This is a genomic window from Corynebacterium sp. HMSC055D05 (genome assembly GCF_001810365.1).
Taxonomy (GTDB): domain Bacteria; phylum Actinomycetota; class Actinomycetes; order Mycobacteriales; family Mycobacteriaceae; genus Corynebacterium; species Corynebacterium coyleae.
The window spans coordinates 54,419-78,786 of the sequence record NZ_KV801077.1 but is presented as its reverse complement, the minus strand read 5'-3'; the positions used below and the strand labels follow the sequence as shown (position 1 = coordinate 78,786).

The 24,368-nt window shown below is 59.6% G+C and carries 22 protein-coding genes; 15 read left to right on the top strand and 7 right to left on the bottom strand.

Going from position 1 to position 24,368, the window contains the following annotated elements; translation table 11 throughout:
* Positions 1-38 precede the first annotated feature (38 nt).
* The 3 genes from aspA to HMPREF2734_RS07845 all read left to right on the top strand — a co-directional run bounded on the left by aspA (position 39) and on the right by HMPREF2734_RS07845 (position 4,602).
* Complete coding sequence (aspA, locus tag HMPREF2734_RS07855) at positions 39-1,472, top strand: aspartate ammonia-lyase (protein ID WP_070451482.1); 1,434 nt, start codon at positions 39-41, stop codon at positions 1,470-1,472.
* Positions 1,473-1,618: 146 nt separating this feature from the next.
* On the top strand, positions 1,619-2,929 hold the full coding sequence (locus HMPREF2734_RS07850) for an anaerobic C4-dicarboxylate transporter (RefSeq protein ID WP_070570322.1): 1,311 nt from the start codon (positions 1,619-1,621) through the stop codon (positions 2,927-2,929).
* A gap of 5 nt (positions 2,930-2,934) precedes the next feature.
* On the top strand, positions 2,935-4,602 hold the full coding sequence (locus HMPREF2734_RS07845) for a formate--tetrahydrofolate ligase (protein WP_070570320.1): 1,668 nt from the start codon (positions 2,935-2,937) through the stop codon (positions 4,600-4,602).
* Here HMPREF2734_RS07845 and HMPREF2734_RS07840 read toward each other — a convergent pair.
* Positions 4,599-5,438, bottom strand: a complete 840-nt coding sequence (locus HMPREF2734_RS07840; protein ID WP_070570454.1) for a RecB family exonuclease — start codon at positions 5,436-5,438, stop codon at positions 4,599-4,601. The genes HMPREF2734_RS07845 and HMPREF2734_RS07840 overlap by 4 nt on opposite strands.
* Positions 5,439-5,464: 26 nt before the next feature.
* Between HMPREF2734_RS07840 and HMPREF2734_RS07835 the strand changes: the two genes are divergently transcribed.
* The 3 genes from HMPREF2734_RS07835 to arc are packed head-to-tail and all read left to right on the top strand — an operon-like array spanning position 5,465 to position 9,087.
* Positions 5,465-6,676, top strand: a complete 1,212-nt coding sequence (locus HMPREF2734_RS07835) for a M18 family aminopeptidase (protein WP_070570318.1) — start codon at positions 5,465-5,467, stop codon at positions 6,674-6,676.
* Positions 6,677-6,691: 15 nt separating this feature from the next.
* Positions 6,692-7,525: a tRNA (adenine-N1)-methyltransferase gene (locus HMPREF2734_RS07830; protein WP_070423170.1), complete on the top strand. Its 834-nt coding sequence runs from the start codon at positions 6,692-6,694 to the stop codon at positions 7,523-7,525.
* Positions 7,526-7,563: 38 nt separating this feature from the next.
* Positions 7,564-9,087 (top strand): proteasome ATPase, encoded by a 1,524-nt coding sequence (arc, locus tag HMPREF2734_RS07825; RefSeq protein WP_070570316.1) that lies wholly within the window; start codon positions 7,564-7,566, stop codon positions 9,085-9,087.
* A gap of 3 nt (positions 9,088-9,090) precedes the next feature.
* On the opposite strand, the gene HMPREF2734_RS07820 is transcribed toward arc, so the two are convergent.
* Together HMPREF2734_RS07820 and HMPREF2734_RS07815 are read right to left on the bottom strand one after the other, a co-directional pair.
* Positions 9,091-9,270: a type II toxin-antitoxin system Phd/YefM family antitoxin gene (locus HMPREF2734_RS07820; RefSeq protein ID WP_210384752.1), complete on the bottom strand. Its 180-nt coding sequence runs from the start codon at positions 9,268-9,270 to the stop codon at positions 9,091-9,093.
* A gap of 8 nt (positions 9,271-9,278) precedes the next feature.
* Positions 9,279-10,646: a MocR-like pyridoxine biosynthesis transcription factor PdxR gene (locus HMPREF2734_RS07815; protein WP_246816803.1), complete on the bottom strand. Its 1,368-nt coding sequence runs from the start codon at positions 10,644-10,646 to the stop codon at positions 9,279-9,281.
* Positions 10,647-10,704: 58 nt separating this feature from the next.
* On the opposite strand from HMPREF2734_RS07815, the gene pdxS reads away from it, so the two are divergent.
* Positions 10,705-11,580 (top strand): pyridoxal 5'-phosphate synthase lyase subunit PdxS, encoded by an 876-nt coding sequence (gene pdxS / locus HMPREF2734_RS07810; RefSeq protein WP_070570312.1) that lies wholly within the window; start codon positions 10,705-10,707, stop codon positions 11,578-11,580.
* Positions 11,581-11,742: 162 nt separating this feature from the next.
* Here pdxS and HMPREF2734_RS07805 read toward each other — a convergent pair whose 3' ends face one another.
* The 3 genes from HMPREF2734_RS07805 to HMPREF2734_RS11590 form a co-directional block, all read right to left on the bottom strand.
* On the bottom strand, positions 11,743-12,327 hold the full coding sequence (locus HMPREF2734_RS07805) for a hypothetical protein (RefSeq protein WP_141750456.1): 585 nt from the start codon (positions 12,325-12,327) through the stop codon (positions 11,743-11,745).
* A gap of 113 nt (positions 12,328-12,440) precedes the next feature.
* Positions 12,441-13,745 carry a hypothetical protein gene (locus tag HMPREF2734_RS07800; RefSeq protein ID WP_070570307.1) on the bottom strand — a complete coding sequence of 435 codons (1,305 nt, stop codon included), beginning with the start codon at positions 13,743-13,745 and terminating at the stop codon, positions 12,441-12,443.
* Positions 13,746-13,761: 16 nt separating this feature from the next.
* Positions 13,762-14,436: an ABC transporter ATP-binding protein gene (locus tag HMPREF2734_RS11590; RefSeq protein WP_168163610.1), complete on the bottom strand. Its 675-nt coding sequence runs from the start codon at positions 14,434-14,436 to the stop codon at positions 13,762-13,764.
* A 293-nt stretch (positions 14,437-14,729) separates the two neighbouring features.
* Between HMPREF2734_RS11590 and dop the strand changes: the two genes are divergently transcribed.
* The 8 genes from dop to HMPREF2734_RS07755 are packed head-to-tail and all read left to right on the top strand — an operon-like array spanning position 14,730 to position 23,817.
* On the top strand, positions 14,730-16,250 hold the full coding sequence (gene dop, locus HMPREF2734_RS07790) for a depupylase/deamidase Dop (RefSeq protein WP_070570306.1): 1,521 nt from the start codon (positions 14,730-14,732) through the stop codon (positions 16,248-16,250).
* A 16-nt stretch (positions 16,251-16,266) separates the two neighbouring features.
* Positions 16,267-16,461: a ubiquitin-like protein Pup gene (locus tag HMPREF2734_RS07785; RefSeq protein WP_070423179.1), complete on the top strand. Its 195-nt coding sequence runs from the start codon at positions 16,267-16,269 to the stop codon at positions 16,459-16,461.
* A gap of 5 nt (positions 16,462-16,466) precedes the next feature.
* The gene (pafA, locus tag HMPREF2734_RS07780; protein ID WP_070570304.1) at positions 16,467-17,861 is read left to right on the top strand and encodes a Pup--protein ligase; all 1,395 of its coding nucleotides are present in this window, start codon (positions 16,467-16,469) and stop codon (positions 17,859-17,861) included.
* Positions 17,862-17,864: 3 nt separating this feature from the next.
* Positions 17,865-18,800: a helix-turn-helix transcriptional regulator gene (locus HMPREF2734_RS07775; protein ID WP_070570302.1), complete on the top strand. Its 936-nt coding sequence runs from the start codon at positions 17,865-17,867 to the stop codon at positions 18,798-18,800.
* Positions 18,790-19,722 carry a helix-turn-helix transcriptional regulator gene (locus HMPREF2734_RS07770; RefSeq protein WP_070570301.1) on the top strand — a complete coding sequence of 311 codons (933 nt, stop codon included), beginning with the start codon at positions 18,790-18,792 and terminating at the stop codon, positions 19,720-19,722. The genes HMPREF2734_RS07775 and HMPREF2734_RS07770 overlap by 11 nt, the downstream gene beginning before the upstream one ends.
* 34 nt (positions 19,723-19,756) lie before the next feature.
* Positions 19,757-20,023, top strand: a complete 267-nt coding sequence (gene tatA / locus HMPREF2734_RS07765) for a Sec-independent protein translocase subunit TatA (RefSeq protein ID WP_070570299.1) — start codon at positions 19,757-19,759, stop codon at positions 20,021-20,023.
* Positions 20,024-20,029: 6 nt separating this feature from the next.
* Positions 20,030-21,049: a twin-arginine translocase subunit TatC gene (gene tatC, locus HMPREF2734_RS07760; RefSeq protein ID WP_246816802.1), complete on the top strand. Its 1,020-nt coding sequence runs from the start codon at positions 20,030-20,032 to the stop codon at positions 21,047-21,049.
* Positions 21,050-21,054: 5 nt separating this feature from the next.
* The gene (locus HMPREF2734_RS07755) at positions 21,055-23,817 is read left to right on the top strand and encodes a DEAD/DEAH box helicase (RefSeq protein WP_070570297.1); all 2,763 of its coding nucleotides are present in this window, start codon (positions 21,055-21,057) and stop codon (positions 23,815-23,817) included.
* Here the strand turns inward: HMPREF2734_RS07755 and HMPREF2734_RS07750 are convergent.
* Positions 23,804-24,355, bottom strand: coding sequence for a S1 family peptidase (locus HMPREF2734_RS07750; RefSeq protein ID WP_246816801.1), 552 nt, complete (start codon positions 24,353-24,355; stop codon positions 23,804-23,806). The genes HMPREF2734_RS07755 and HMPREF2734_RS07750 overlap by 14 nt on opposite strands.
* Positions 24,356-24,368 lie beyond the last annotated feature (13 nt).

Sequence of the window (24,368 nt, the reverse complement as noted above, 5' to 3'; positions counted from 1 at the left end):
GTCGAGAGGCTTCGCTTTGCTACGTATAGTGGTGTGCCATGAGCACTCGTATTGAAGAAGACCTGCTTGGCAAGGCTGAAGTCCCCGCTGATGTGTACTACGGAGTGCATACGCAGCGAGCAGTAGACAACTTCAAGTTGTCGGCCAGCACCCTGAACGATTTGCCGGAGTTCATCCGTGGCATGGCCCAAGTCAAGAAAGCTACCGCTATTGCGAACCGTCGCCTGCATGTGTTGCCGCGCGAGAAAGCCGAAGCAATTGCGTGGGCCTGCGACCAGATTCTGGATGAGGGACGCTGCATGGATCAGTTCCCGATCGACCTATTCCAGGGTGGCGCGGGTACCTCGGCAAACATGAACACGAACGAGGTGGTGGCTAACCTCGCACTGGAATACGTTGGTGCTGAGAAGGGCTCCTACGACATCATCAATCCGAACGATGATGTGAATATGTCCCAGTCCACCAACGATGCGTACCCGACTGGTCTGCGTCTCGGTGTGTACTACGCGGTGCAGGGCTTGCTTGAGGAGCTCGACGAGCTGCAGAAGGCACTGCGCGCGAAAGGCGACGAGTTTTCCGACATCATCAAAATGGGTCGTACTCAGTTGCAGGACGCGGTTCCGATGACGCTGGGTCAGGAATTCACTGCGTTTGGCGCAAACCTCAATGAAGAGCAGCGCACCATCAGCAACGCTGCAACCTCGTTGCTGGAAGTCAACCTTGGCGCAACCGCAATCGGTACGGGAATTAACACTCCGAACGGCTACAAAGATCAGGTTGTCACGGCACTTCGCGAGGTCACCGGCCTGGACATCCAGGCCTCTCCGGATCTGATCGAAGCCACTTCGGATACCGGCGACTACGTCATGATGCACGGCGCTATCAAGCGTGCGGCAATGAAGCTCTCCAAGATGTGTAACGACCTGCGCCTGCTGTCGTCCGGTCCTCGCGCTGGTCTGAACGAGATCAACCTTCCGGAGCGCCAGGCTGGTTCCTCGATCATGCCGGCCAAGGTCAACCCGGTTATCCCGGAGGTTGTCAACCAGGTGTGCTTCAAGGTCTTCGGCAACGACGTGACGGTCTCCATGGCTGCTGAGGCAGGTCAGCTCCAGCTCAACGTCATGGAGCCGGTCATTGCTCAGTCCTTGTTTGAGTCGATCCGTCTGCTGGCCAATGCGGCACGTACGCTGCGCGAGAAGTGCGTTGTGGGCATCACTGCGAACAAGGACGTGTGCGAGGCTTACGTGACTAACTCGATCGGCATCGTCACCTATCTCAACCCGGTGATTGGTCACCACAACGGTGACATCATTGGCCGTGAGGCTGCTTCCACCGGTAAGAGTGTCTATGACCTAGTGCTGGAGAAGGGCCTTATTGAGGAAGAGGATTTGAAGCGGTTGCTGAGCAAGGAAAACCTCATGCACCCGGAATTCCGCGGCAAGCTCTACGTTGATGAGGACGACGCTAATTAGGTTTTAAAACCGCATTTCCTTCCGCGTCAGCGGTGAACCGGGGCAGGGTGGTAGCCAATCTCACACCTGCCCCGTTTCCTTTTGGTGTGATCAATACGGGATAATGGCGGAAGTTCTTACTAGCCCGTAATGAAGGAGCGCACACCATGTTGGTTGCCTTGCACACCCTCATTCTTTTCGGGGCAATCGTGTTGGGTGCACGCATTGGCTCGATCGCGATCGGTTTCGCCGGGGGATTGGGGGTGTTGCTGCTCGGTGCGACAGGCATGCCGGTCACCGCAGATGCAATTCCGTTCGATGTCATCGGCATCATCATGTGCGTTATCGCAGCAATTTCTGCAATGCAGCTCGCGGGCGGCATGCAATACCTCGTGGATCTTGCGGAGCGACTCTTACGCAGAAACCCGAAGCGCATTACGGTTTACGCCCCGATGGTGACGTGGTTGATGACAGTCTTCGCGGGAACTGGACATACGGCATTTTCCACGATGCCGGTCATCACAGAGGTAGCTAAGGAAGGAAACGTTCGTCCTTCACGCCCGTTGTCAGCGGCCGTGATCGCTTCGCAGATGGCGATCGTCGCTTCACCAATCTCAGCAGCAGTTGTGTTCATGGCGTCAGCGCTCGAACCGCTTGGGGTGGGGTATCTCCAAATTCTTGCGGTGATGCTCCCTGCGACGTTCCTGGCGATTTTCCCGACGGCGTGGGTTGCCAATCATATGGGCAGTGAGCTTGACGACGACCCCGTGTACCTCAAACGCAAGGCCGCTGGGCTCGTCGCAACGCACCAAGCTCATGACAATTACGTTCCCGCACCAGGAGCGAAGCGCTCGGTCGCTATCTTTCTGGCAGCGATCGTCATAGTGATGGTCTACGCAACGCTGATTTCGGATCAGATTGGCCTGATTGCAGAGCCAACAGTGCCACGCAACGAGGCAATCATGGCCATCATGCTCAGTGCCGCGGTCGTCATCATTATGAGCACCCGCACTGCTGCCGCAGAGATTCTGAACACCCAAGTCTTTCGATCCGGCATGTCCGCATGTGTCTGCGTGCTCGGCGTGGCGTGGCTGGGTACGACGTATATCAACTACTACATCGACGACATCCAAAACATCGCCGGTAACGTGCTGACGTCAAAACCCTGGCTGCTCGCGGTTGTGCTCTTCGTCGCCGCGTCACTGTTGTATTCACAAGCCGCTACGGCGAAAGCGCTCATCCCCGCCGCATTGGCGATAGGGGTCAGCCCACTCACCGCACTTGCAGCATTCCCGGCGGTCTCCGCACTATTCGTCCTGCCCACATACCCAACGCTGCTCGCGGCAGTAGAGATGGACGACACGGGCTCGACACGCATTGGCAAGTACGTGTTTGACCACCCATTCCTCATCCCCGGAGTGGTCTGCATTTTAGTCAGCGTAATCCTGGGATACCTCATCGGTGCAGCGGTAGTGTGAGATGCATGACTGCACAACCGTTGACTGACGTCGAAATCGCTCAAGCACACGAACTCGAACCCATCACCGACATTGCCGCTCGCGCCGGCGTGGATGAGGACGCGCTCATCCCGTACGGCAAGTACATGGCCAAGGTGGACATCAACAAGACCCCGAAGGGCAAGCCGGGCAAGCTCGTTCTGGTAACCGGTGTGTCCCCAACCCCGGCTGGCGAGGGCAAGTCCACCATGCTGATCGGTCTGACCGATGCACTGGCGAAGCTTGGACACAAGGCGATGGTGGCGCTTCGCGAGCCTTCGCTCGGCCCGGTCATGGGCATCAAGGGCGGTGCAGCAGGTGGCGGCTACTCCCAGGTCGTTCCGATGGAGCAGATCAACCTGCACTTCACCGGTGACTTCCACGCCATCACCAGCGCCAACAACACCCTGGCTGCGCTGATCGACAACCACATCCATCAGGGCAACGAGCTCAACATCGACCCGCGTCGCGTGACCTGGCAGCGCTGCGTGGACGTGAATGACCGCGTGCTGCGCAACGTCATTACCGGCCTCGGAGGCCCGACCTCGGGTGTTCCGGCAGAGACCGGCTTCACCATCACGGCTGCGTCCGAGATTATGGCGATCCTTGGCCTGGCCACGGACCTGGAGGATCTGAAGCGTCGCCTCGCGGCGATCACCATCGGTCTGACGTACGACGGCAAGCCGGTCACTGCCGGTGAGATCGGGGCACAGGGCGCGATGGCCGCTCTGCTCAAGGACGCCGTGAACCCGAACCTGGTGCAGACGCTCGGCGGCACCCCCGCCTTTATCCACGGTGGTCCGTTTGCCAACATCGCACACGGCTGCAACACGCTCATCGCAACCCGCACGGCACTCGACTACGCCGATATTGTGCTCACGGAGGCCGGCTTCGGTTCTGACCTGGGTGCGGAGAAATTCTTCGATATCAAGGCTCGCTACGGCGATTTGGATGTCGCAGGTGCGGTGATCGTCGCTACGATCCGCTCGATCAAGCACCACGCCGGCATTGCTAAGGACGACCTCAAGGCCGAAAACGTCGATGCGCTTGCAGAGGGCATCGTGAACCTGGAGCGCCACGTGGAAAACGTGCGCAAGTTCGGTGTCACCCCGGTGGTTGCGCTCAACCGTTTTGTCACCGACACCGAAGCCGAGCTCGACTTCTTGCGTAACTGGGCAGAGTCCAAGGGCATCGCGCTTGCCGACGCCAACGTGTGGGCCGAAGGCGGCGCCGGCGCTACCGAGCTCGCTGAAACCCTGCTGGCGAACCTCACCGAGGGCGAATCGCACCCGCTGTACGACCCGGCTGAGGGCGTGGAGAAGTCCATCGAAACCATCGCCAAGGAGATCTACCGCGCAGGCGAGGTGCAGTACTCCGCTGCAGCTCTGAAGGACCTAAAGACGTTGAAGGACAACGGCTTTGACACTCTGCCGGTCTGCGTGTCCAAGACGCAGTACTCCTTCTCCGACGACCCGACGGAACTTGGCGCACCTGAGGGCCACACCCTGCACGTGCGTAACCTCATCCCGCGCACCGGCGCAGGTTTCGTCCTCGCACTGACTGGCGATGTGATGACTATGCCGGGCCTGCCGAAGAAGCCGGCAGCCAACAACATCGACGTCGACGAGAACGGCGTGGTCAGCGGACTGTTCTAGTCCGTTTCCGGGGCCGGCTCTTCTTCAGCGCGGGAGCCGGGCCAACCGGGATACTCGGGTGGTGTGCCACCAAACGCTGGACACAGCGACTGGAAGGCGCACCACCCGCAAAGCTTCGACTGCTGCGGACGGAACGAGCCGGATTTGCCGTCGGCTTCGATCTTCCACCACAACTCCGCCAGGTCGCGCTCGAAGTACTCCAGCTCCTCGCGCGAGGGGGTGAGGATCATCGAGTCCATCACCTTGAGGTACATCAGTTTCAGCTGGGTCGGAACGACGCCGAACAGGCGCCAATAGACCAGCGCATAAAACCGCATCTGAAACTGTGCGTCCTGGGAGTAGCGGGGTAGTGGCTTCTTGCCGGTCTTATAGTCGACAACACGTACCTCGCCGGTCTGCGCAATGTCCACTCGGTCGATGAAGCCGCGCACAGGAACCCCGTTGGGCAGTGTGAAATCGACCGGCATTTCTTGTGCGTGCGCGTCGAAGCCGAGCGGGTTTTCCATGGTGAAGTAGCCACGCAGGAGCGTGCGGGCATCCACGAGCAGCTGGTAGTCGTCTTCGACGGGTTCGGCGCAGGTGGGGTCGTCGATGCGCATTTGCTCCCACGTCGGCTTGAGCCGCTTCACGGCGGCGGGGTAGGTGCGCTCCTCCCTGGGCCACGTGAACATCTCCTCCAGGACAGCGTGAACCAGGGTGCCTTTCACCTGCGCTTCCGTGGATGGTTCCGGCAGGCGGTCGATCGCGCGGAACCTGTATTGCAGCGGGCATCGCTTGTAATCGGACGCGCGGGAGGGGGACAGGGCGAGTGGTCGTGGTGTTTTGCTGGGAGTCATGGTGCCCAACATCTTAGAGTGGGGGTATGACACAGCCGTTCATCGATTTCATCAGCCAGAGTCCATCCGCCTATCACGCGGCGGAAAACGTCGCCACAAGCCTCGAGGCAGCAGGGTTTACTCGCCGGGCATTGCTTGACGACGACGCCACCGGCCCCGGCGGCCACCTCATCATCAGCGATGGCGCCGTCATTGCCTGGTGGGTCCCGGAGAACCCCAACCCGCAGTTCCGTGTTGTCGGTTCGCACACGGACTCGCCTGGCTTGATGGCCAAGCCGGACCCGGATGTGGTGCGTGAAGGGTTCCGCCAGGTTGCCGTCGAGATCTACGGCGGGCCGATTCTGGCGAGCTGGTTTGATCGTGACCTCACCTTTGCGGGGCGAGTAGTGACCACCGACCGCAAGGAGCACCTGGTGAACACGGGTGCGGTTGCGCGCGTTCCCAACTTGGCTATCCACCTCTACCGGGGTGACATGCCAGAGATCGACCGCCAGGTGCACACCCAGCCGATCCTGGGTGTGGACCGTCCGCTGCTCGAGCTAGCAGCGGAGTCGGCGGGCCTTGCTGCAGACGACATCGTGGCGCACGAACTTATCACCGCGGACGCACAGCGGGGCGAGGTCATCGGTGATCTTCTGGCCGCTGGCCGCCTGGATAACCTGACCAGTGTGTGGGCGTCGCTCGAGGCAATGCTCGCAGCCAAGGAAAATGCCCAGGACATTCTGGTGCTTGCGGCGTTTAACCACGAGGAGGTGGGCTCTGCATCCACCGCCGGAGCCGGTGGCCCGATGCTGGAGCGCGTCCTGACCAAGGTGGCGGCGGCATTCGGCGAACCGTCTGAAATTCTCGCGAACTCCATCCAGGTTTCCGCCGACGCGGCGCACGCGGTGCACCCGAACTACCCGGGCAAGCACGATCCGACGCACCATCCGCTGATCAACAAGGGTCCGGTGCTGAAGATCAACGCCAACCAGCGCTACGCATCCAATGCCGCCACGGAGGCCGAGTGGATCCTGGCGTGCCGCGCAGCCGGGGTTCCGCACCAGACCTTCGTGGGCAATAACGCGGTGCCGTGCGGGTCAACGATTGGCCCGATTTCCTCGACACGTCTAGGCCTTCCGACGGTCGATGTGGGTGTGCCACTGTTGTCCATGCACTCCGCACGCGAGCTGTGCGGAGTGGACGACATGGATTACTTCGTGCGCGCACTGTCGGCTTTTTACACCGGCGCACAGTAGGGCATACTTACCGGCATGTATTCGGGACCGTTCCAGCCAGGCGACAAGGTGCAGCTCACTGACGCGAAGCGCCGCCACTTCACCATCGAGCTCAAGGAGGGTGGCCAGTTCCACTCCCACAAGGGCATCGTCAGTCACGATGACATCATCGGTGCCGACGAGGGCACGGTGGTCAAGTCCACGCTGGGCTCGGACTACCTCTGCTTCCGCCACCTGCTGGTGGATCACGTCCTGTCCATGCCGCGCGGCGCCGCGGTGATCTACCCGAAGGATGCGGCCCAGATCCTCGTTGAGGGTGACATCTTCATGGGCGCACGCGTGCTGGAGGCGGGTGCCGGCTCCGGCGCGTTGACCATGTCGCTGCTGCGCGCGGTCGGACCCGAGGGGCACGTGTACTCCTACGAGATTCGCGACGACCACCTGGCGTTCGCCAAAGACAACGTCGCTGAATACTTCGGCGGCGAACCAGAATGGTGGACGCCTCGCCTCGGCGACTTCGGCGAGGTCACCCCGGAAGACCTCGACGGCCAGGTGGACCGCGTCATCTTGGACATGGTCGAGCCGTGGCACTTCATCGACACCGTGAAGAACGTGCTCATCCCAGGTGGTGTGTTCATGACGTACGTGGCCACCGTGCCACAGCTGATGAACATTATGGAGGCTATCCGCGAGGCGAAGTGCTTCACTGAGCCGCGCGCCTGGGAGACCCTGCTGCGCGAGTGGAAGGTCGACGGCCTGGCCACGCGCCCTGAACACCGCATGAACGCACACACGGCGTTTCTTGTCTGGACCCGCAGGCTCGCTGATGGTGTGACGCCGCCGCGCCCGCAGCGTAAGGCTCGTCGATAAGCACTTGCGTCCTATCGACGATAGGTAGGCTCGGATCCATGGTTGGACACATTGAAGACGATGCTTTCGGGCCGGAATTGCGCAACCTCAAGCGCGAGAATCAAGATTTGGGGGCGCGCAACAAGCGGCTTGCGGAGTTGCTGAAGTCCAGCCGCGACAAGCTCAATGACCTCTACGTCAAGGTCGAGGAGCTCGGCGAGCCCGCGTCCACCTACGGCATCTACCTCGCCCCGGGTACTCGCGATGGGGAAGCGGAGGTACACACGTCCGGTCGGCGGATGCGTCTGAAAATCTCGCCGCTGGTCGAGCCACAAGCCCTTGTACCGGGCACGCTTGTGCGCCTCGGCGAGGGGACCGTTGTAGTGGAAGCCTGCGGGTTTACCCCAACTGGCCAGATTGCCACAATGGTGGAACGCATCGGCACAGATCGCGCCGTGGTCGCCGATCAGCAGGGCGCGGAGTCGCTGGTCATGCTCGCCGAACCGCTACTCAAAACCACGCGTGCAGGCGATACGGTGCTGGTGAACTCATCCGCTGGTTACGCGTTTGAGCGCATCCAGAAAACCGAGGTCAACCAACTCTCGCTCGAAGAGGTCCCGGATGTGACCTACGAAGATATCGGCGGGCTGTCCTCCCAGATTGAGACGATCCAGGACTCCGTCGAGCTGCCGTTTTCCCACCCCGAGCTTTACGCCGCGTACGACCTCACCCCGCCGAAGGGCCTGCTGCTCTACGGCCCTCCGGGTTGCGGCAAGACGCTGATTGCAAAGGCTGTGGCGAACTCGTTGTCGCAGCGTATTGGCGACGGGGGACAGGCGCACTTCATCAACGTCAAGGGCCCCGAGCTGCTGAACAAGTTCGTCGGCGAGACCGAGCGTCGCATTCGCCTCATCTTCGAGCGCGCTCGCGAGCTCGCTTCTGAGGGCAACCCGGTCATCGTCTTCTTCGACGAGATGGAATCGATCTTCCGCACCCGCGGTTCCGGTGTTTCTTCCGACATGGAAACCACCGTGGTGCCGCAGTTGCTGACTGAGATCGATGGCGTAGAGGACATCGCGAACGTTATCGTCATCGGCGCGACGAACCGCGAGGAACTCATCGACCCGGCAATCCTGCGCCCGGGTCGCCTCGACATCAAGGTCCGGGTGTCGCGGCCGAACAAGGAGGAGTCGAAGGACATCCTCGCGCGCTACCTCACTGACGAGATCCCACTCGCGGCTCCTCGCAAAGAACTTATCGACGCAGCCGCTGCCGCTCTGTTCGCCCCGCGCCCCTTCGTGCGACTCGAACTTGTCGACGGCACCGCCGAGGTACTGCACTACTCCGACTTCGTCTCTGGCGCTTTGATTGCCAACGTGGTGGATCGCGCGAAGAAGCTTGCGATCAAGGACCACCTCTCAGGTGTATCTACCGCGGGTGTCACCGCTGATCACCTGCGCGAAGCAGTACGCGACGAGCAAGACGAGAGTGAAGACATGCCGAACACCGCGAACCCAGACGAGTGGGCGCGTATTACCGGCCGCCACGGCAAGCGTGTCGTCGCTGCAGAAGTTATCGGGTAGTAGTTATTCATTTTCCTCGATGAGTGCATTCTGCACCGATAACCCTTTTTCTAATCGGTCGATTCGCTCTTTGAGTACGCGGGCATTCGCGGGTGATTGAAGTAGAAAAGAGGTCTCGTTCATTGACTCGTATTCCGTGCTCGAGACAAAGTCGGCCCCCTTGCGAGACTCTGAGTAAGTCATGACTTTCATCATATGCGTCCGACAGTTTGGACGACGATCTCAACGGCATGGTCGAAGTCAGACGCGCTCAAGTGAGCAAAGCTCAGCAACAGCCCGTCGCCACCATTTGTCCACAATGCAGATTCATGGCCAGACTCGACGCCTGCCTCAAGCAGGCGTTGTTCAAACGCATCCCGTTCCTTTCGCGTGTCAAAATGCACTGCAAGGTCTGCGCCGTCGCCGGGTGCAAGTTCTGCACCGTTGACCAACGGAACCAGCCGCTCGTTGAGTACTTCGCGCCGCTTCGCGAGACCACGGTGCACAGCGCGAGATGAGCGGCGAGCGACGCCGTCGTTAAGCAAGTACGCGATGGCACGCTGTGTGACCGAAGAAACTGGCATGCCGAGGACGCTGCGAACCTCGCGCAGCACTTCTGCAGTTGCTGGCGAGGCGACGACGTAGCCGGCCGCGAGTTCCCGCGAAAGCAGCGTGGAAAACGTGCCAAGGGTGAGCACGTCCGCGCGTGTGGCCAGCGAGGACAGCGCAGGCTGCGGGGAGATGCGGTAGCGCAATTCGGTGTTGAAGTCGTCTTCGATTATCACGGTTTCGGTGCGAGCCGCCCATTCCAGGAGCTCCACACGGCGGGTGGCGGGCATGGCGCCACCGAACGGGTAGAGGTGGGAGGGGGTTACCAGCAGAGCGTCCAGAGTGTCGGGGAGTTCGCTGACCACAATGCCCTCGTGATCGGTTGCGCATTCCACGACCTCGTGGCCGCTGAGCGGGATCACTCGCCTTAGTCCTGGATGTCCGGGGTCCTCCACACCGACGCGAAGTGCGGGACCTAACGCGTAGAGGATGCACATCAGCCCCTCGCGTGAGCCGCCGGTGACCACGATCTGATCCGGTAAAACGCGCATGCTGCGTGCAAGGCGGAGGTGTTCAGCCACCGCATGGCGTAGCTCCGGCTCCCCGGACTTATCCATGGAGTTGGTGGGTTCCGCGGCAGCTTCGCGCCACGCTTTGCGCCAAGTAGTGGGGCGGATGGTACCCGCATTGCCAGGAGAGGGCTTCAGGGAGATCTGGGCCTTCGGCATCATACGGGGTGGCGTGCTGGTGACGCGTTCAGACAACCGTGCAGCGACGGTGAGGTCCGGGTGGATCCGGGTCGGCGCTCCCTGACTGGTCAGCAGGTAGCCCTCGCCCTCGAGCTGGTCATATGCAGTGACGACGCTGCCGCGCGATACCCCGAGTTGCTCGGCTAGGGCACGGGTAGACGGGATTGCGTCGTTAGGCGCAAGCGCGCCTGTAGCAACAGCGTCGCGGATCCCTGCCGCAATTTGTGCGGGAATGGGTGTGGGGTGGTCGCGTGAGACGTCGAGAAGCATCAACTGGTCCAAAGAATCTAAATATAACTGGCTCTTGGAATCTACCAGTTAGCCGTGCAGACTGAGCGGTATGTCTGATGTAGAACAGTTGAACCAGAAGTTCCTCGGCGGCGTGATTATGGACGTCGTCACCCCAGAGCAGGCAAAGATCGCCGAAGACGCCGGCGCGGTCGCTGTGATGGCCCTCGAGCGCGTGCCTGCGGATATTCGCGCCCAGGGTGGTGTGGCTCGCATGTCGGATCCGGATCTGATCGAAGGCATCATCAACACCGTCGATATCCCGGTCATGGCCAAGGCCCGCATCGGCCACACGGTGGAGGCGAAGATCCTCGAGCACCTGGGCGTGGACTATATCGACGAGTCCGAGGTGCTCAGCCCGGCGGACTACGTCAACCACATTGACAAGCGCGGTTTCAAGACGCCGTTCGTCTGTGGCGCGACCAACCTCGGCGAAGCACTGCGTCGCATCAACGAAGGTGCTTCCATGATCCGGTCCAAGGGCGAGGCTGGCACGGGTGACGTCTCGGAGGCCACCAAGCACATCCGCAAGATCACCAGCGAGATCGCTGGCCTGCAGGCGATCTGGGAGAACAACCGCGACGAGCTCTACGTGGCCGCCAAGGAGCTGCAGGCTCCGTACGACCTTGTAACGTGGGTTGCCGAGAATGGCAAGCTGCCAGTGCCGTTGCTTGTCGCCGGTGGCGTGTCCACTCCGGCTGATGCGGCCTTCATGATGGAGCTCGGCGCGGACGGCGTGTTCGTCGGCTCCGGCATCTTCAAGTCCGGCAACCCTGAGGCCCGCGCAAAGGCTGTGGTCAAGGCGACGCAGAACTGGAACGACATCGCGGTAGTCACCGAGGTGTCCCGTGGCCTGGGCGAAGCGATGGTCGGCATCAACGTCGCCGACCTGCCGGCACCGCACCGCCTTGCCGAGCGCGGCTGGTAACGCATTTATTCGTGCATCGACCAACCGGTTGAGAATGGCCATAGTTGTACGACCCTAAGTTCTCTGCGACTCGAACCTGTCAAACACATCGCCCCCAGGTCATGCGTGATACTTGGGGGCGAAGACTATTTCCTCATAACCACTCGAATTGGGCGGTCGAATCTATGTGTCTCTTCGAATTGCGAAAGCACTAGCACCGGCAGTGCGGAACTGCACCAGAAAGCTCGCAATCAGTACTAGCCCTGTAGTGCATAGGTGCTCCGGAGAGAACCACGGTCCAGCATCTAGAAGTACCGCAAAAGGCCATGGGGTGAAGTTGGTGAAGAATACCAACGGTGCATTACATGTAGCCCACAGCACAATTGTGGCAGCCACCCCCAGTGATTTTCCCCATTGTGTGATCATTATTCCACCTACAGCGAATATCAACACACTGTTGTTGATAATCAGTTCGCTCTCCGGGCTGACGGCGGGATCGGTCCCCGGCTCAAGATGATAAGCAACATTGCTCTGGATCGAGGCGAAATAGGCGACAATCACGACGACCATCGCACCAAAGGTTTGTCTAAATACTGATAACCACTGAGCCCGTCGTCTCCGCAGATCAATGTGAGGCATCGAAGGTGTTACAAGCACAACCGTGGTCAAAGCGAAAAGAAGCGAAACTAGCTCAGCAGCTTCAATGCCAAAGGTCTCAGAGGGACTACCTCCGACCTCAAACGTTATCCCACGAACTAAACGAATCATTACTCCGCAAAATGCCCCCAAAAGGCAAATGATGTGCCACGGGGTGGACAAGAGAATACTACGGATCGGCATCGGGCTACCTCTGAGTAACTAAACGATGGTCAATGGTTGACCTAGGACTCCTCCGTCAACATTTCCCATGTAGCTTGACAAGACACAATTGCTCTCCAGTTCTTCGCTATGTTTTTGTCAACCACGCTGTGGTCAAGGGAAGATAGCACGTCCTCCGTTGCTGGATCCGTCTCACCGCTCTCGGAAATGCTTTGGTAGAAAGCACCATTTTTCTCAACGCTCTTGGAATAAACACCAGTGCGCTTAGTGATATAGACCCCAACTCGGTCGATCACAAAGGCTCCTTCGGACGTCGGATCTGTACATGACCCGATTCCTAGCTCATCGAGAAGAAGCCCACTGATGTCTAGGCGCCGATCCTCGCCGGCGGTCGTAAAGTTTTGGTAACCGTGGTCCCCGGACTTGATCCGGTAAGCCGAATTGCTGGCGAGTTTCCTCGGTCTTACGCCGTCCGGTAAATATTCTTCGAGGGCGGAGATATCACGAGTCATTTGCTCAAGCCCGGGCTCATCGGCCGAATCCACACATATCTCTGACCCGCCCGACGAGAATGCGCAAGAGTCTCGATCGACGATCGCGACGGGACCTGCAGCTGCCTGCAACAGACCTGCAACACCGACAATCGCCGTAATAGCAATTACTCCGCTAAGACTAATGTTTTTCGAAGCACCAGCAGCCAACAAAAGAAGTCCACCAGCTACCAGTGCGAGGCAAACGCTTACACCCAAGGCAACTACCAGGTTTCGAGGCTCAGTGAGATCAGTCGGATCAACCGCCTGCAAAACAATTGGAGCGACTGCCCAAGTTTTGGCACTGTTAGCACCGAACGCGACAACAAAGTAGGTGACAATAACTGCAATCAATGGCGAGACAGCGGGATGAAACTTGCGAAAGGCAAGCGCAACGAAAGCGGACAGCGCAGCAACCGTGGAGAGAAAAACAGTGCTGACAGCGACTACCAGCAGAATCCAGACGGATCCATCTGCACTTTTAGCGATAGCATCGGTAAAAGCAGGAATAGCCCCAAGTGATATTGACGCGGCTGTAATTAATGCTGGGGCGAGGGTCAAGAATAGAACCTGCAGTTTTAGCGGGTATCGGCCAAGTGAGTTGGCAGTTCCCACGCGAGGAGAAGCTAACGCTGCCACGTTGTAGGAGACGATGACTGCTAGTCCAAAGCAGGATAAAGCAGTTGCATCTCGAAATGCCTCAGCGATATCCGCAGTTCGCGGATACGCAAATTGCATTTGTTTAGAGGTCACCCAAAAGGAAACCCCAACACCGAATACCACCTGAAGGACACCGAGCACCATGAGCACTGGTGAGCCAAATTTTCTAGTGATCATAAGCTGAAGTCCTGAATTAATGTTTCGATGCCACGTAAGCGAGGGCGCGTTCTAGGGGATCGGTTGACACCGAGGAAAAATTGTCTGCCGAAACAGCTTTTAACCGATTCCATTCTCCCTCGTACGCGATGCGACCGTTGTGGAGCGCAACCACGTTGTCAGCCACATGCTCGAGATCATCCTGCAGATGCGTGGAGAGAATGATTGTTGCGCTATCTTTGAGACGATTTAGGAGATGTCGCACCTCAATCCTCGCCTGCGGGTCAAGACCTGCGGTAGGTTCATCCAAAAATAGAATATCGGGCGAATGGATCAGGGAAGCTGCAATTCCAACGCGCCGAGTTTGTCCTCCAGACAGGTTGCTGACTCGGGAATTCTCAATCTCTGGGAGCTCGATCATCTCCAATACTTCCGGGATTCGTCGCAAATAGGCGCGTCTATCAAGCCCTGCAACCCAGCCTGCGTATGCAAGGGCGTCACGGCATGTCATAGTCGAGGCGAAATGTACATTTTGGGGTACATAGCCAATACGACGCCGATAGTTAACTAACGCTCTTCCTGCGATCTCCGTTCCATCGACCGAAAATCCACCTCGTGTCGGCTTTTCTATGGTGCACAGGAGACGTATCAACGTAGACTTTCCACTGCCGTTGCCGCCTATCAGGACCGAGAGGCCAGGCGGGAACGTCACAGATACGTCTTTGATTGCTTCCGTAGTGCCAGTCCGCGACCTGAAAGTCTTGCTCAAGGAATTCGTGCAGATCAAGAAGTTTCCTTCCTATTTATTGGCAGGCCCCGGAGTTATCTCCACGCAACGAGTTCCCTGTGTTGCTGACCACCTGGCCGTAGTAGCTCCTAAAAAGTTCGGAGGTGAAGCACCTCCATCAGAAAATTACTGGTGTAAAAAATATAGCATGGGTTACTATTCTGCGACAATAGTGAGAATACTCACAATTTGCCCCCGGCCTGTAGTCTGTTGAGGTGATGAGTAATAACCAATTGCGCTACATGGGTACCGAGACCGAATACGGCATCACTTGCCCCGATAATCCGCTGATCAGCCCGCTAGTTACCTCCACTCACGCGGTGGTGGCGTACGCGGCGTTGCGCACAAAAGCGCGTACGCGATGGGACTATGCGGAAGAAGCCCCGCTGAAGGACGCCCGTGGGTTCGATCTGCAGCGCTATCGCAGTGTGCCGGTGGTGGATGCGAATGCGATCGGGGTGGCGAACGTTGTCGTCGCTAATGGTGCGCGTTATTACGTTGACCACGGCCACCCGGAGTACTCAAGCCCGGAATGCTCGAACGCTTTGGACACCATGATTTATGACGCAGTCGGCGATCACATTCTTAATGACGCCGCCGCTGACATCCGCCACCTGTGGGAGGAGCAGGTCTCCGTCCTCGCCAATCACGATCCGTGCCCGCCGCTGAAGTTCTACAAGAACAACGTCGACGGCAAGGGTCGCTCCTACGGCAGCCACGAAAACTACCTGTACTCCCGCCACACCAATTTTGAGCGGCTCACGCAGGCGTTGATTCCGTTCTTCGTCACTCGCCAGGTGATCATCGGCGCGGGACGCGTCGGAATCGGCCAGGCATCGGAGAAGCCTGGTTTCCAGATCTCGCAGCGCGCAGACTACTTCGAGCAGGAGATCTCGCTCGAGACGACGCTTAACCGCGGCATTGTGAATACCCGCGACGAGCCACATGCACCGGAGGAGGACTTCCGTCGCCTCCACGTCATCGTGGGCGATGCGAATATGAGTCAGTACTCGAACTTCCTCAAACTCGGTATGACGAAGTTGGTGCTCGACGCCATTGAGCAGGACGTGGACTTTTCGGATCTGCGACTGAAGGACCCCGTTGCGGAGATTCATGCGGTCAGCCACGATCCGGCACTGACGCACGAGCTTTCGCTTGTCGACGACACCACGCGCACCGCAATCTCCATCCTGCGGACCATCCGTGAGCGGTGTGCAGGCCTTGAGGGACTTGGGGTCGTCGATAAGCAAGTGCTCGAAATGTGGGGCGAGATTCTCGACGACTTGGAGCGCGATCCGCTCTCAACGGCGGATCGGCTGGACTGGACCGCAAAGTGGTCGCTGATCCAGCGTTTCGAGCAGCGCGGCGCGACGATGGCGAAGCTGCAGGCGATTGACCTGCAGTACTCGGACATTGACCCGTCGCATTCGCTGTATCACGCGCTTGTCCGCAAGGGTGCGATGCACACGATGGTTGATGCGGAAACGATCAAACGCGCCGCCGCAGAACCGCCACGCGACACGCGAGCGTACTTCCGCGGCACTGCCGGCCAAAAGTTCGGCGAAAACCTGGTCGCCTCTAGCTGGCAGTCCATGCTGTTTTCTGTCGACGAGCAGCTCTACCGGGTGCCCTTGGATCTGCTTGGGGAGCACACCGCGGCCGACACCGAAGAACTCATCGCCCAATCCAACACGGTGTCCGAATTGCTGGCCGGACTGGGCTTGAAAACGAATAGGTAAAGGTAGGCTGATAGCCATGGCTACGCAACAGATGCACGCCGCAGGTGGCGGCGGTGAAGATAACGGTGACAACTTCGACGCATCGCAAGGCGCCGGGCAAGCCCAGATCAACACAACCGGTACGGATGATCTGCTGGACGAAATCGACGCGCTGCTGGACACCAACGCGGAGGAGTTTGTGAAGTCCTTCGTGCAAAAGGGCGGTCAGTAAACGCAATGGTGGCTGGGTACCCGCGGCGCATCATGGGCGTCGAAACAGAATTCGGCGTGGCTGCCTACGACGGTGCCCGCCAAGTGCTCACCCCGGAAGAGATTGCCAGGTACCTCTTCCGCCCGGTAGTGGCGCAGCATCGCAGTTCCAACGTGTATGTGGACAACGCTGCGCGTCTCTACCTGGATGTCGGATCGCACCCGGAATACGCGACGGCGGAGTGCGACTCGCTGTCCCAGCTCCTCGCGCACGATAAGGCGGGCGAGTGGATCTATGCGGATCTTGCAGAGACGGCTGACAAGGCCCTTGCGGCAGACGGCCTCGGCGGGTCGACCTATTTGTTTAAGAACAACGTGGACTCCCGTGGCAACTCCTATGGCGCACACGAGAACTACCTGGTCAGCCGCGAACTCGCGCTGAAGTCCTTCGGTCAGCAACTGCTGCCGTTTCTAATCACACGCCAGCTCATCTGCGGCGCCGGCAAGATCGCAGGCGACACATTCGTCATCTCGCAGCGCGCCGACCAGGTATGGGAGGGTGTGTCCTCTGCGACGACGCGCACCCGCCCGATCATCAACACCCGCGACGAACCGCATGGGGATTCGCACCGTTTCCGTCGCATGCACGTCATCGTCGGCGATTCCAACATGTCCGAGCCCACCTTTGCACTGAAGGTTGGCTCGATGCTGCTGGTCATTGAGATGCTCGAGGCAGGCTTTGACCTGCCCGACATGGAGCTCACAGACCCGATTGCGCATATCCGAGACATCGCAGCGGACCCGACCGGGTCGACGCCACTCGACCTAGCTGCGGGTGGCACCGTGTCCGCCCTGGAGGTGCAGCGCACAACGCTTGAGTCTGCAAAGCGCTGGTTGGCGCAACGCCCAGACGAGGGCACGCCGAACGAGGAGATGGCCCGAGTCGTGGACCTGTGGGAGCGCACCCTCGATGCGATTGCGACACAGGATTTCTCCCAGGTAGATACAGAGATCGACTGGGTGATTAAACGCAAACTGCTTGAGCAGTTCCGCGCCAAGCTCGGTTGTGGCTGGGACCACCCAAAACTCGCCCAGATCGACTTGACGTATCACGACATCAACCGCAAGCGCGGACTGTTCTACCTGCTGGAGCGCAAAGGTCTTGCCAAGCGCTGGATTACCGACGACGCGATCGCACAGGCTGTGGCGAACCCGCCTGAGACCACACGTGCCGCCATCCGCGGGAGGTTCCTCGCGGCAGTACGTGAGGCAGAGACGCCACACAACGTCGATTGGGTGCACCTGAAGGTCAACCGTCCGGAGCCGCGCACGATTGAGTTGCTCGACCCGTTTGCTAACACCAGCGCCGAAGCTGATGACCTCATCGACTACGTCAACGCTCACGCGGGGGAAGGGGAGTAGCGCATGGCCGACGATTCCGACATGATCATCCGCCAGGTCGGCCTCACCTTTGCACTGCTCAACTCACCTGAAAAGCGGGACGTCGCGTGGGTGCAGCGCCACGTCGACGGTTACGGGGGTCGCAGCCGTGACGCTGCAGGTCATCTCATCCGGCGTGACGTCGCAGAACTGCGCCGACTCTGGGTGCCCGCCCACTTTGTGGACGGGGAAGTTTGGGTAGATAAAGACCTCTACGAGCTTCCCCCGGTGGATCTCACCGCCGAGGAAGCATCCGTCGTCGGTTTGGCCGTAGACCTCTCCCAGCCGGGCTCGCTCGGCAGTTTCGCGCGCTCGGGATGGACAAAGCTCGCCGCATCCGGTGCGACGCGGAACCTGGACGCTCCGACGTTGGTGTCGGTGTCCAACGATATTTTCCAACTCCGCCCAGAGACGTTGCGCGCCATCGTCGCGTGTGTGCGCAACAAACAGCGCATGTCCTTCGACTTTGTCCGCGCACCAGGCAAGGATCCTGAGCGTCGCGTGGTGGACCCGTGGGGCGTGGTGTCGCTGAACAACCGCGCCTACTTCGTCGGCTACGACATCGACCGCGGCGCCGAGCGCGTTTTCCGTGTGAAGAAGATCTCCCAGGTCAAACGTGTCAACACATCGGAGCAGTTCCACGAGCAAGAACGCGAGCTCCAAAACATTGTGGAGGCATCGCTGCGAGGTGACCTGGTCGATGCCACCGTCACCGTTACCAATGGCGCCGGTGAAGAACTCGCGATGCGGGGCGAGCGTATCGACGACACCATCACGCTCACCTCCGTCGACCGCGATTGGGTCGTTCGCGCGATTGCCAGCATTGCGGGCAGCGTTATTGCGTTGGAGCCAGCTGGGGTACGGGAGGACGTCGTCAAGCTTCTGCGCTCTGTGACGGGAAAGGAGCCTCATGAGCACTGATCTGCAGCGTCAAGAGCGCGTGGTGCGTTTGCTCAACCTCGTTGCTTACGCATCCAACCACGCGGATCTGACGGTGATGGAAATCGCGCGAGACCTCGGCGCAGATCCACAGCAGGTGCGCGATGATCTCGACTTGCTGTACATGTCGGGAGTTGGCACCGGGCCGGGGGAGATGATCGAGCTTGAGCACTCTTGGAAGGGCGTGCGGATCATCGACGACCAAGGTTTGACCAAGCCGCTCCGCCTCACCCCAGTCGAGGCAAGCGCGCTGCTGGTGCTGCTCGATTCGTTAGAGACGATGCCTGGGCTTGTCGACGCACGCGCGGTCCGCTCCGCAGCCGACAAGATTCGCGCAGCGACAACCTCGAGTGGCATCGGCGATGCGGAGCACCCCACGACGTCGAGTGTTGCGTCCACTGTCGCCGACGCACTCTCTGCCAAGAAGCAACTTGAGGTGACGTATTACTCGGCAACCTCAGACACGACGAGTAAGCGCACAATTGAGCCTGCGAGCCTCTTCCACGAGGACGGCAACACGTACCTCCGCGCCGCAGATGCCGGCGAGATGAAGACGTTCAGGCTTGACCGAATCCGGGAAGCAGTGCTTCTCGACGAGCCGTCCACCGCCACGGACACCGACTTCGACAGCGCCGATCCCTTCGGGATGGCCCAGCAAGCGAAGGCTCGGCTGTTAATCCATCCGGACGCGACGTGGCTCGCGGACTACTGGGACATCGATATCGAAAGTGACGCAATTGACTCCGAAACGGGGTGGATTCCGGCCGCTATGCACTACGGCAGTGGCGACTGGCTGATCAGGTTCTGCCTAGGTCAGGCCGACCGCGTACGCATCCAAGAGCCTGTGGATCTCGCCGACGAACTCGAGGCGCGCGTGAATTCTGCGCTCGAGGCGTTAGACTAAGAGCCCTTACACGTCTGTTGTTGAAAGGAACGCAATGACTTTGCCGAGTGGAGCAGAACTACTCCTTATCCTTTTCGTAATCCTGCTTTTGTTTGGCGCAAACAAGCTGCCGGATCTCGCACGCTCCATGGGTCGCTCCGCCCGCATCTTTAAATCCGAAGTCAAGGAGATGCACAAAGACGAAGCTGACGAACAACCGAAGCAACAGCACGAGATTGAATCCGCGGCTGCCCAGGAGACCCGTAGCGCCGCGCAGGACGCCGATTTCTGGGAGCGCCCGGAGAACCAGCCGCGCTCCTAGGTGGCAATGAAGGCAAAAGTGACAAATCGGAGGAAGAATCCTACCGGCGAGATGTCGCTGGTCGAGCACCTCCAGGAACTTCGTCGTCGGGTACTTGTCTCTCTAGCTGCGATTCTCGTCGGGACTATCGTGGGCTTTATTTGGTACCAATATGCGCCTTGGCGCTTGATGCCGTTGGGTGAAATCATTCGTGGCCCATATTGCAGTTTGCCAGATGAACTTCGAGCGGATTTTACCGGAGACGGCGAGTGCCGGCTTTTGGCAACAAGACCACTAGAGATGTTCATGCTGCGACTGAAGATTGGCGCTCTCGCCGGTCTGGTACTGGCATCTCCGGTGTGGCTATCCCAAATTTGGAAATTTATTACGCCAGGACTGCTAAAGAACGAACGCCGCTATACGTTTGTCTTCGTAACTATTGCAGTGATTCTTTTTGTAAGCGGCGCAACTCTAGCCTATTTCATCCTTGACCAGGGATTTCTGATCTTGATGTCAATTGGATCTGAGTTTCAGATCGCTGCACTGTCTGGTGGAGACTACTACAACTTCCTGCTGTCTCTCATCGTGATCTTCGGCGTGAGCTTCGAGGTGCCACTGATCATCATCATGCTCAACCTCGTCGGAGTGTTGCGCTACGAACATGTGAAGGACAAGCGTCGCTTCATCATCGTGTTGATCTTCATCTTCGCGGCCGTCATGACTCCAACACAGGATCCATTTTCCATGACGATCCTGGGTCTTTCTATAACGTTTTTGGTCGAGCTCGCGTTCCAGTTCTGCCGTTTCAACGACCGCAAGCGCAAGCGTGAGCGTCCAGACTGGATGGATCTTGACGACGAGCAGGGTTCCGGCCCGATCGACGCTCCGACTCCGGTTGGGTCTGCGAGCCCGATTGGCTCGTCGACAAGCATTAAGGCTGCACCGATCGAGCGCCCACAACCGGTACACCGTGCCCCGGCGGCAAAGTCGAGCACCTCGCAGAAGCGAGGCTTCGAAAACGACATTGACTTTGGGGACGTACTGTAGGGGGCATGCTTTCCCCCGAGAACTCCACGCCGTTTCTGCAGGAATTCGCCGCAGCGAAGCCTTTCGATCTCGACGACTTCCAGATTGAGGCCTGCAAAGCCGTCGAGGAAGATCGTGGCGTGCTGGTTTGCGCGCCAACCGGCTCGGGCAAAACCATTGTTGGCGAGTTCGCCGTGTCCCTCGCCCTGCACCGTGGGACGAAGTGTTTCTACACCACGCCGATCAAGGCGCTGAGCAACCAGAAGTACAACGACCTCGTCGCCGAGCATGGCGAAGAGGCTGTCGGTCTGCTCACCGGGGACACCAGCATCAACGGCTCGGCTGAGATCGTCGTCATGACCACTGAGGTGCTTCGTAACATGCTCTACGCCGAGTCACCACAGTTGGATCGCCTGACCCATGTGGTGATGGATGAGATCCACTTTCTGGCAGATCGGGACCGTGGTGCCGTGTGGGAGGAGATCATCCTCAACTTGAGCGACTCGGTCAGCCTCATTGGTCTTTCAGCTACGGTGTCAAACTCCGAGGAGTTCGGCGAATGGCTGTCTACCGTCCGTGGCGATACAGAGGTGATCGTCTCTGAGCACCGCCCGATCCCGCTGAGCCAGTACATGATGGTGGGGCGCAAGATGTTCCCGCTGTTCGAACCCGGCACCGACGGGCGAGTCAACCGCTCCCTCGAGCACGCCATTGAGCGCATCGAGTCCGGCCATTCCAATGAGGGTCGCCGCGACTTCGAAGAAGGCCGTGGCTTCCGTTCGCGCTCCCGCAGCGGCCGTACCCGCGGCCAGGACAAAGTGCGTCCAGTAGGGCGCCCGGAGGTCGTCTCCGTCCTGCAGGGCCAGGACATGCTGCCCGCTATCGTGTTCATCTTCTCCCGCGCCGGCTGCGACGGCGCACTGTTCCAGTGCCTGCGTTCCCGCAAGGAACTGACGACTCCCGAGGAGCGCTCCGAAATCGACCAGATTATCGACGACGGCGTGGAAGGCATTCCCGACGAAGACCTCGAAGTGCTCAACTTTAAACAGCTGCGCACCGCTTGGATGCGTGGCTTTGCCTCCCACCACGCAGGTCTGCTGCCAGCGTTCAAGCACATCGTTGAGCAGCTCTTTGTACGCGGTTTGGTCAAGGTGGTCTTCGCCACCGAAACCCTCGCGCTGGGTATCAACATGCCGGCGCGAACTGTGGTGCTGGAGAAGATGGTCAAGTTCAATGGCGAGGCCCATGTCGATTTGACTCCTGGCCAGTACACGCAGCTGACCGGGCGTGCGGGGCGCCGCGGCATCGACCACATCGGCAACGCCGTCGTGCAGTGGGCACCGGCGCTGGACCCCCATGCGGTTGCCGGGTTGGCCTCCACTCGCACATACCCGCTTATCTCGCAGTTTCAGCCTGGCTACAACATGGCGATCAACATGCTGGCCATGAATGGGTTCGACGATTCGATTCGGCTTATCGAGCAGTCCTTCGCCCAGTTCCAAACGGACCGCTCCGTGGTGGGCGAGGTCCGTGACATTGAGCGCCTGCAGGCTAAGGTGCGGACGTTGCGCGAGAAGTTGGAGCGCGACATCTCCGCGTTCGCGCCGCCGTCCGAAGATCCCGCAGCGGAGCTTGTGGAGTACTCGCGGCTGCGTCGAGACCTCAACGATGCGGAGAAGAAAGCGCGCCGCGAAGCGATTGAGAACCGTCACACGGAGACGGTGAAAATCCTTGCCCGCCTTCAAGTCGGCGAGGTGATCGCGCTGCCAGGCAAGCGGAAGCCGGAACTGGCCGCTGTGGTGCAACCCGCGGCGAAGCAGCACGACCCGCGTCCCTGGGTGACCACAGAGCGCGGCTGGTCGGCGCGTATCGACGCCGCCTCGTTCCGCAACCCACCCATGGTCGTCGGCCGCATCAAGGTGCCACGTCACATGCAGCAACAGCCACGAAAACACGCGCGCAAGGTGGCAGACATGCTGCACCGTGGCCACTTCAACGCGCCGAAGCGACTGCGTGAGAAGGCAAGGACCCGTCCGAACAAGCAGGTGCTGGCGATTCAAGAGGCGCTTCGCAACCACCCGGTTCATCACTGGCCAACCCACGACCGCGAGCTTCTTGCCCGGACCGCTGAAGACATCGTGCGCGACGAACGCAAACTTGCCTCACTTGAACGCCGGGTCGACTCGTCGACTGATTCCCTCGGCCGAACCTTTGAGCGCATCATCGGGCTGCTCACGGAGATGGACTACGTCGAACTAGTCGACGGCGAACCAAACGTCACCGACGAGGGCGAGCGTCTATCGCGTATTCACAACGTCTCAGACCTTCTGGTCGCACAGTGTCTCAAGCGCGGCATCTGGGACGAGCTAGATCCAGCGGAACTCGCCGGTGTCGCATCCATGGTGGTGTTCGAAAACCGTCGTGCGACCCAGGGTTCACCGGAGGCGGCAACCGACGCGATGGCTGATGCGATGAACGACACCATGCGCATCTACGGCGAACTGGTGTCTGATGAGCAGCGCCATAATCTTCCCGCAACACGCCTTCCGGATGCCGGGTTTAGCCTGTCCATGCATCAGTGGACCGCGGGTGCTCCCTTGGGCTACGCACTCGCAGCTGCGGCAGAATCCGGCGCGGAACTGACACCTGGCGACTTCGTGCGCTGGTGCCGCCAAGTCATCGACCTGCTCGAGCAGATTAAGAAGACCGGCTACTCGGACCAGATTCGTGATAACGCCAACCGTGCGGTCGACGCGATCCGCCGCGGTGTGGTGGCTATCGGTAACTAGCGGGCAATAGCGACACGGTGGCGATTCGCAGGTTTCGGTTCATCGGATCCATGATGAGCGACTGCACTGCGAACACCTTGCCGTGTGCAAAGACCGGCCCGCCAGAGTCTCCTTTGATCGCCGGGGGAGAGGCGTAGACTAAGCCCGCGGGGCGGATACGCGTGGCAAACGACCGTGACGCGGAAAACGGCAGCTTGCCCAGGTAGAGGCCTGGCTTTCCCTGAGGAGTTTTCGCACGTCCACCGAAGCCAACCGTCAGCGTCGATGCGCCGATCTTCGGAGGAGCCCCAATCTCAAGCAGCGGAGCCGATGAGCGTTCGATGAGCCTTGCCAATGCAATATCAGTACCGGGAATCGGTGCGGCGGATCTGAGGCGGTACGTGGTGTCGTCGATACGCACACGCACCTTCGATTCATCCACACCGCGAAAGAAATGCGCACACGTGAGCACCGTATCGGGCGTGATCAGCGCGCCTGAACAGTAACTACGTCCAGGCATACTGATGCGGGCGATTGATCGTGCGAGGGATTCAGACACAGCAGCGATGGTA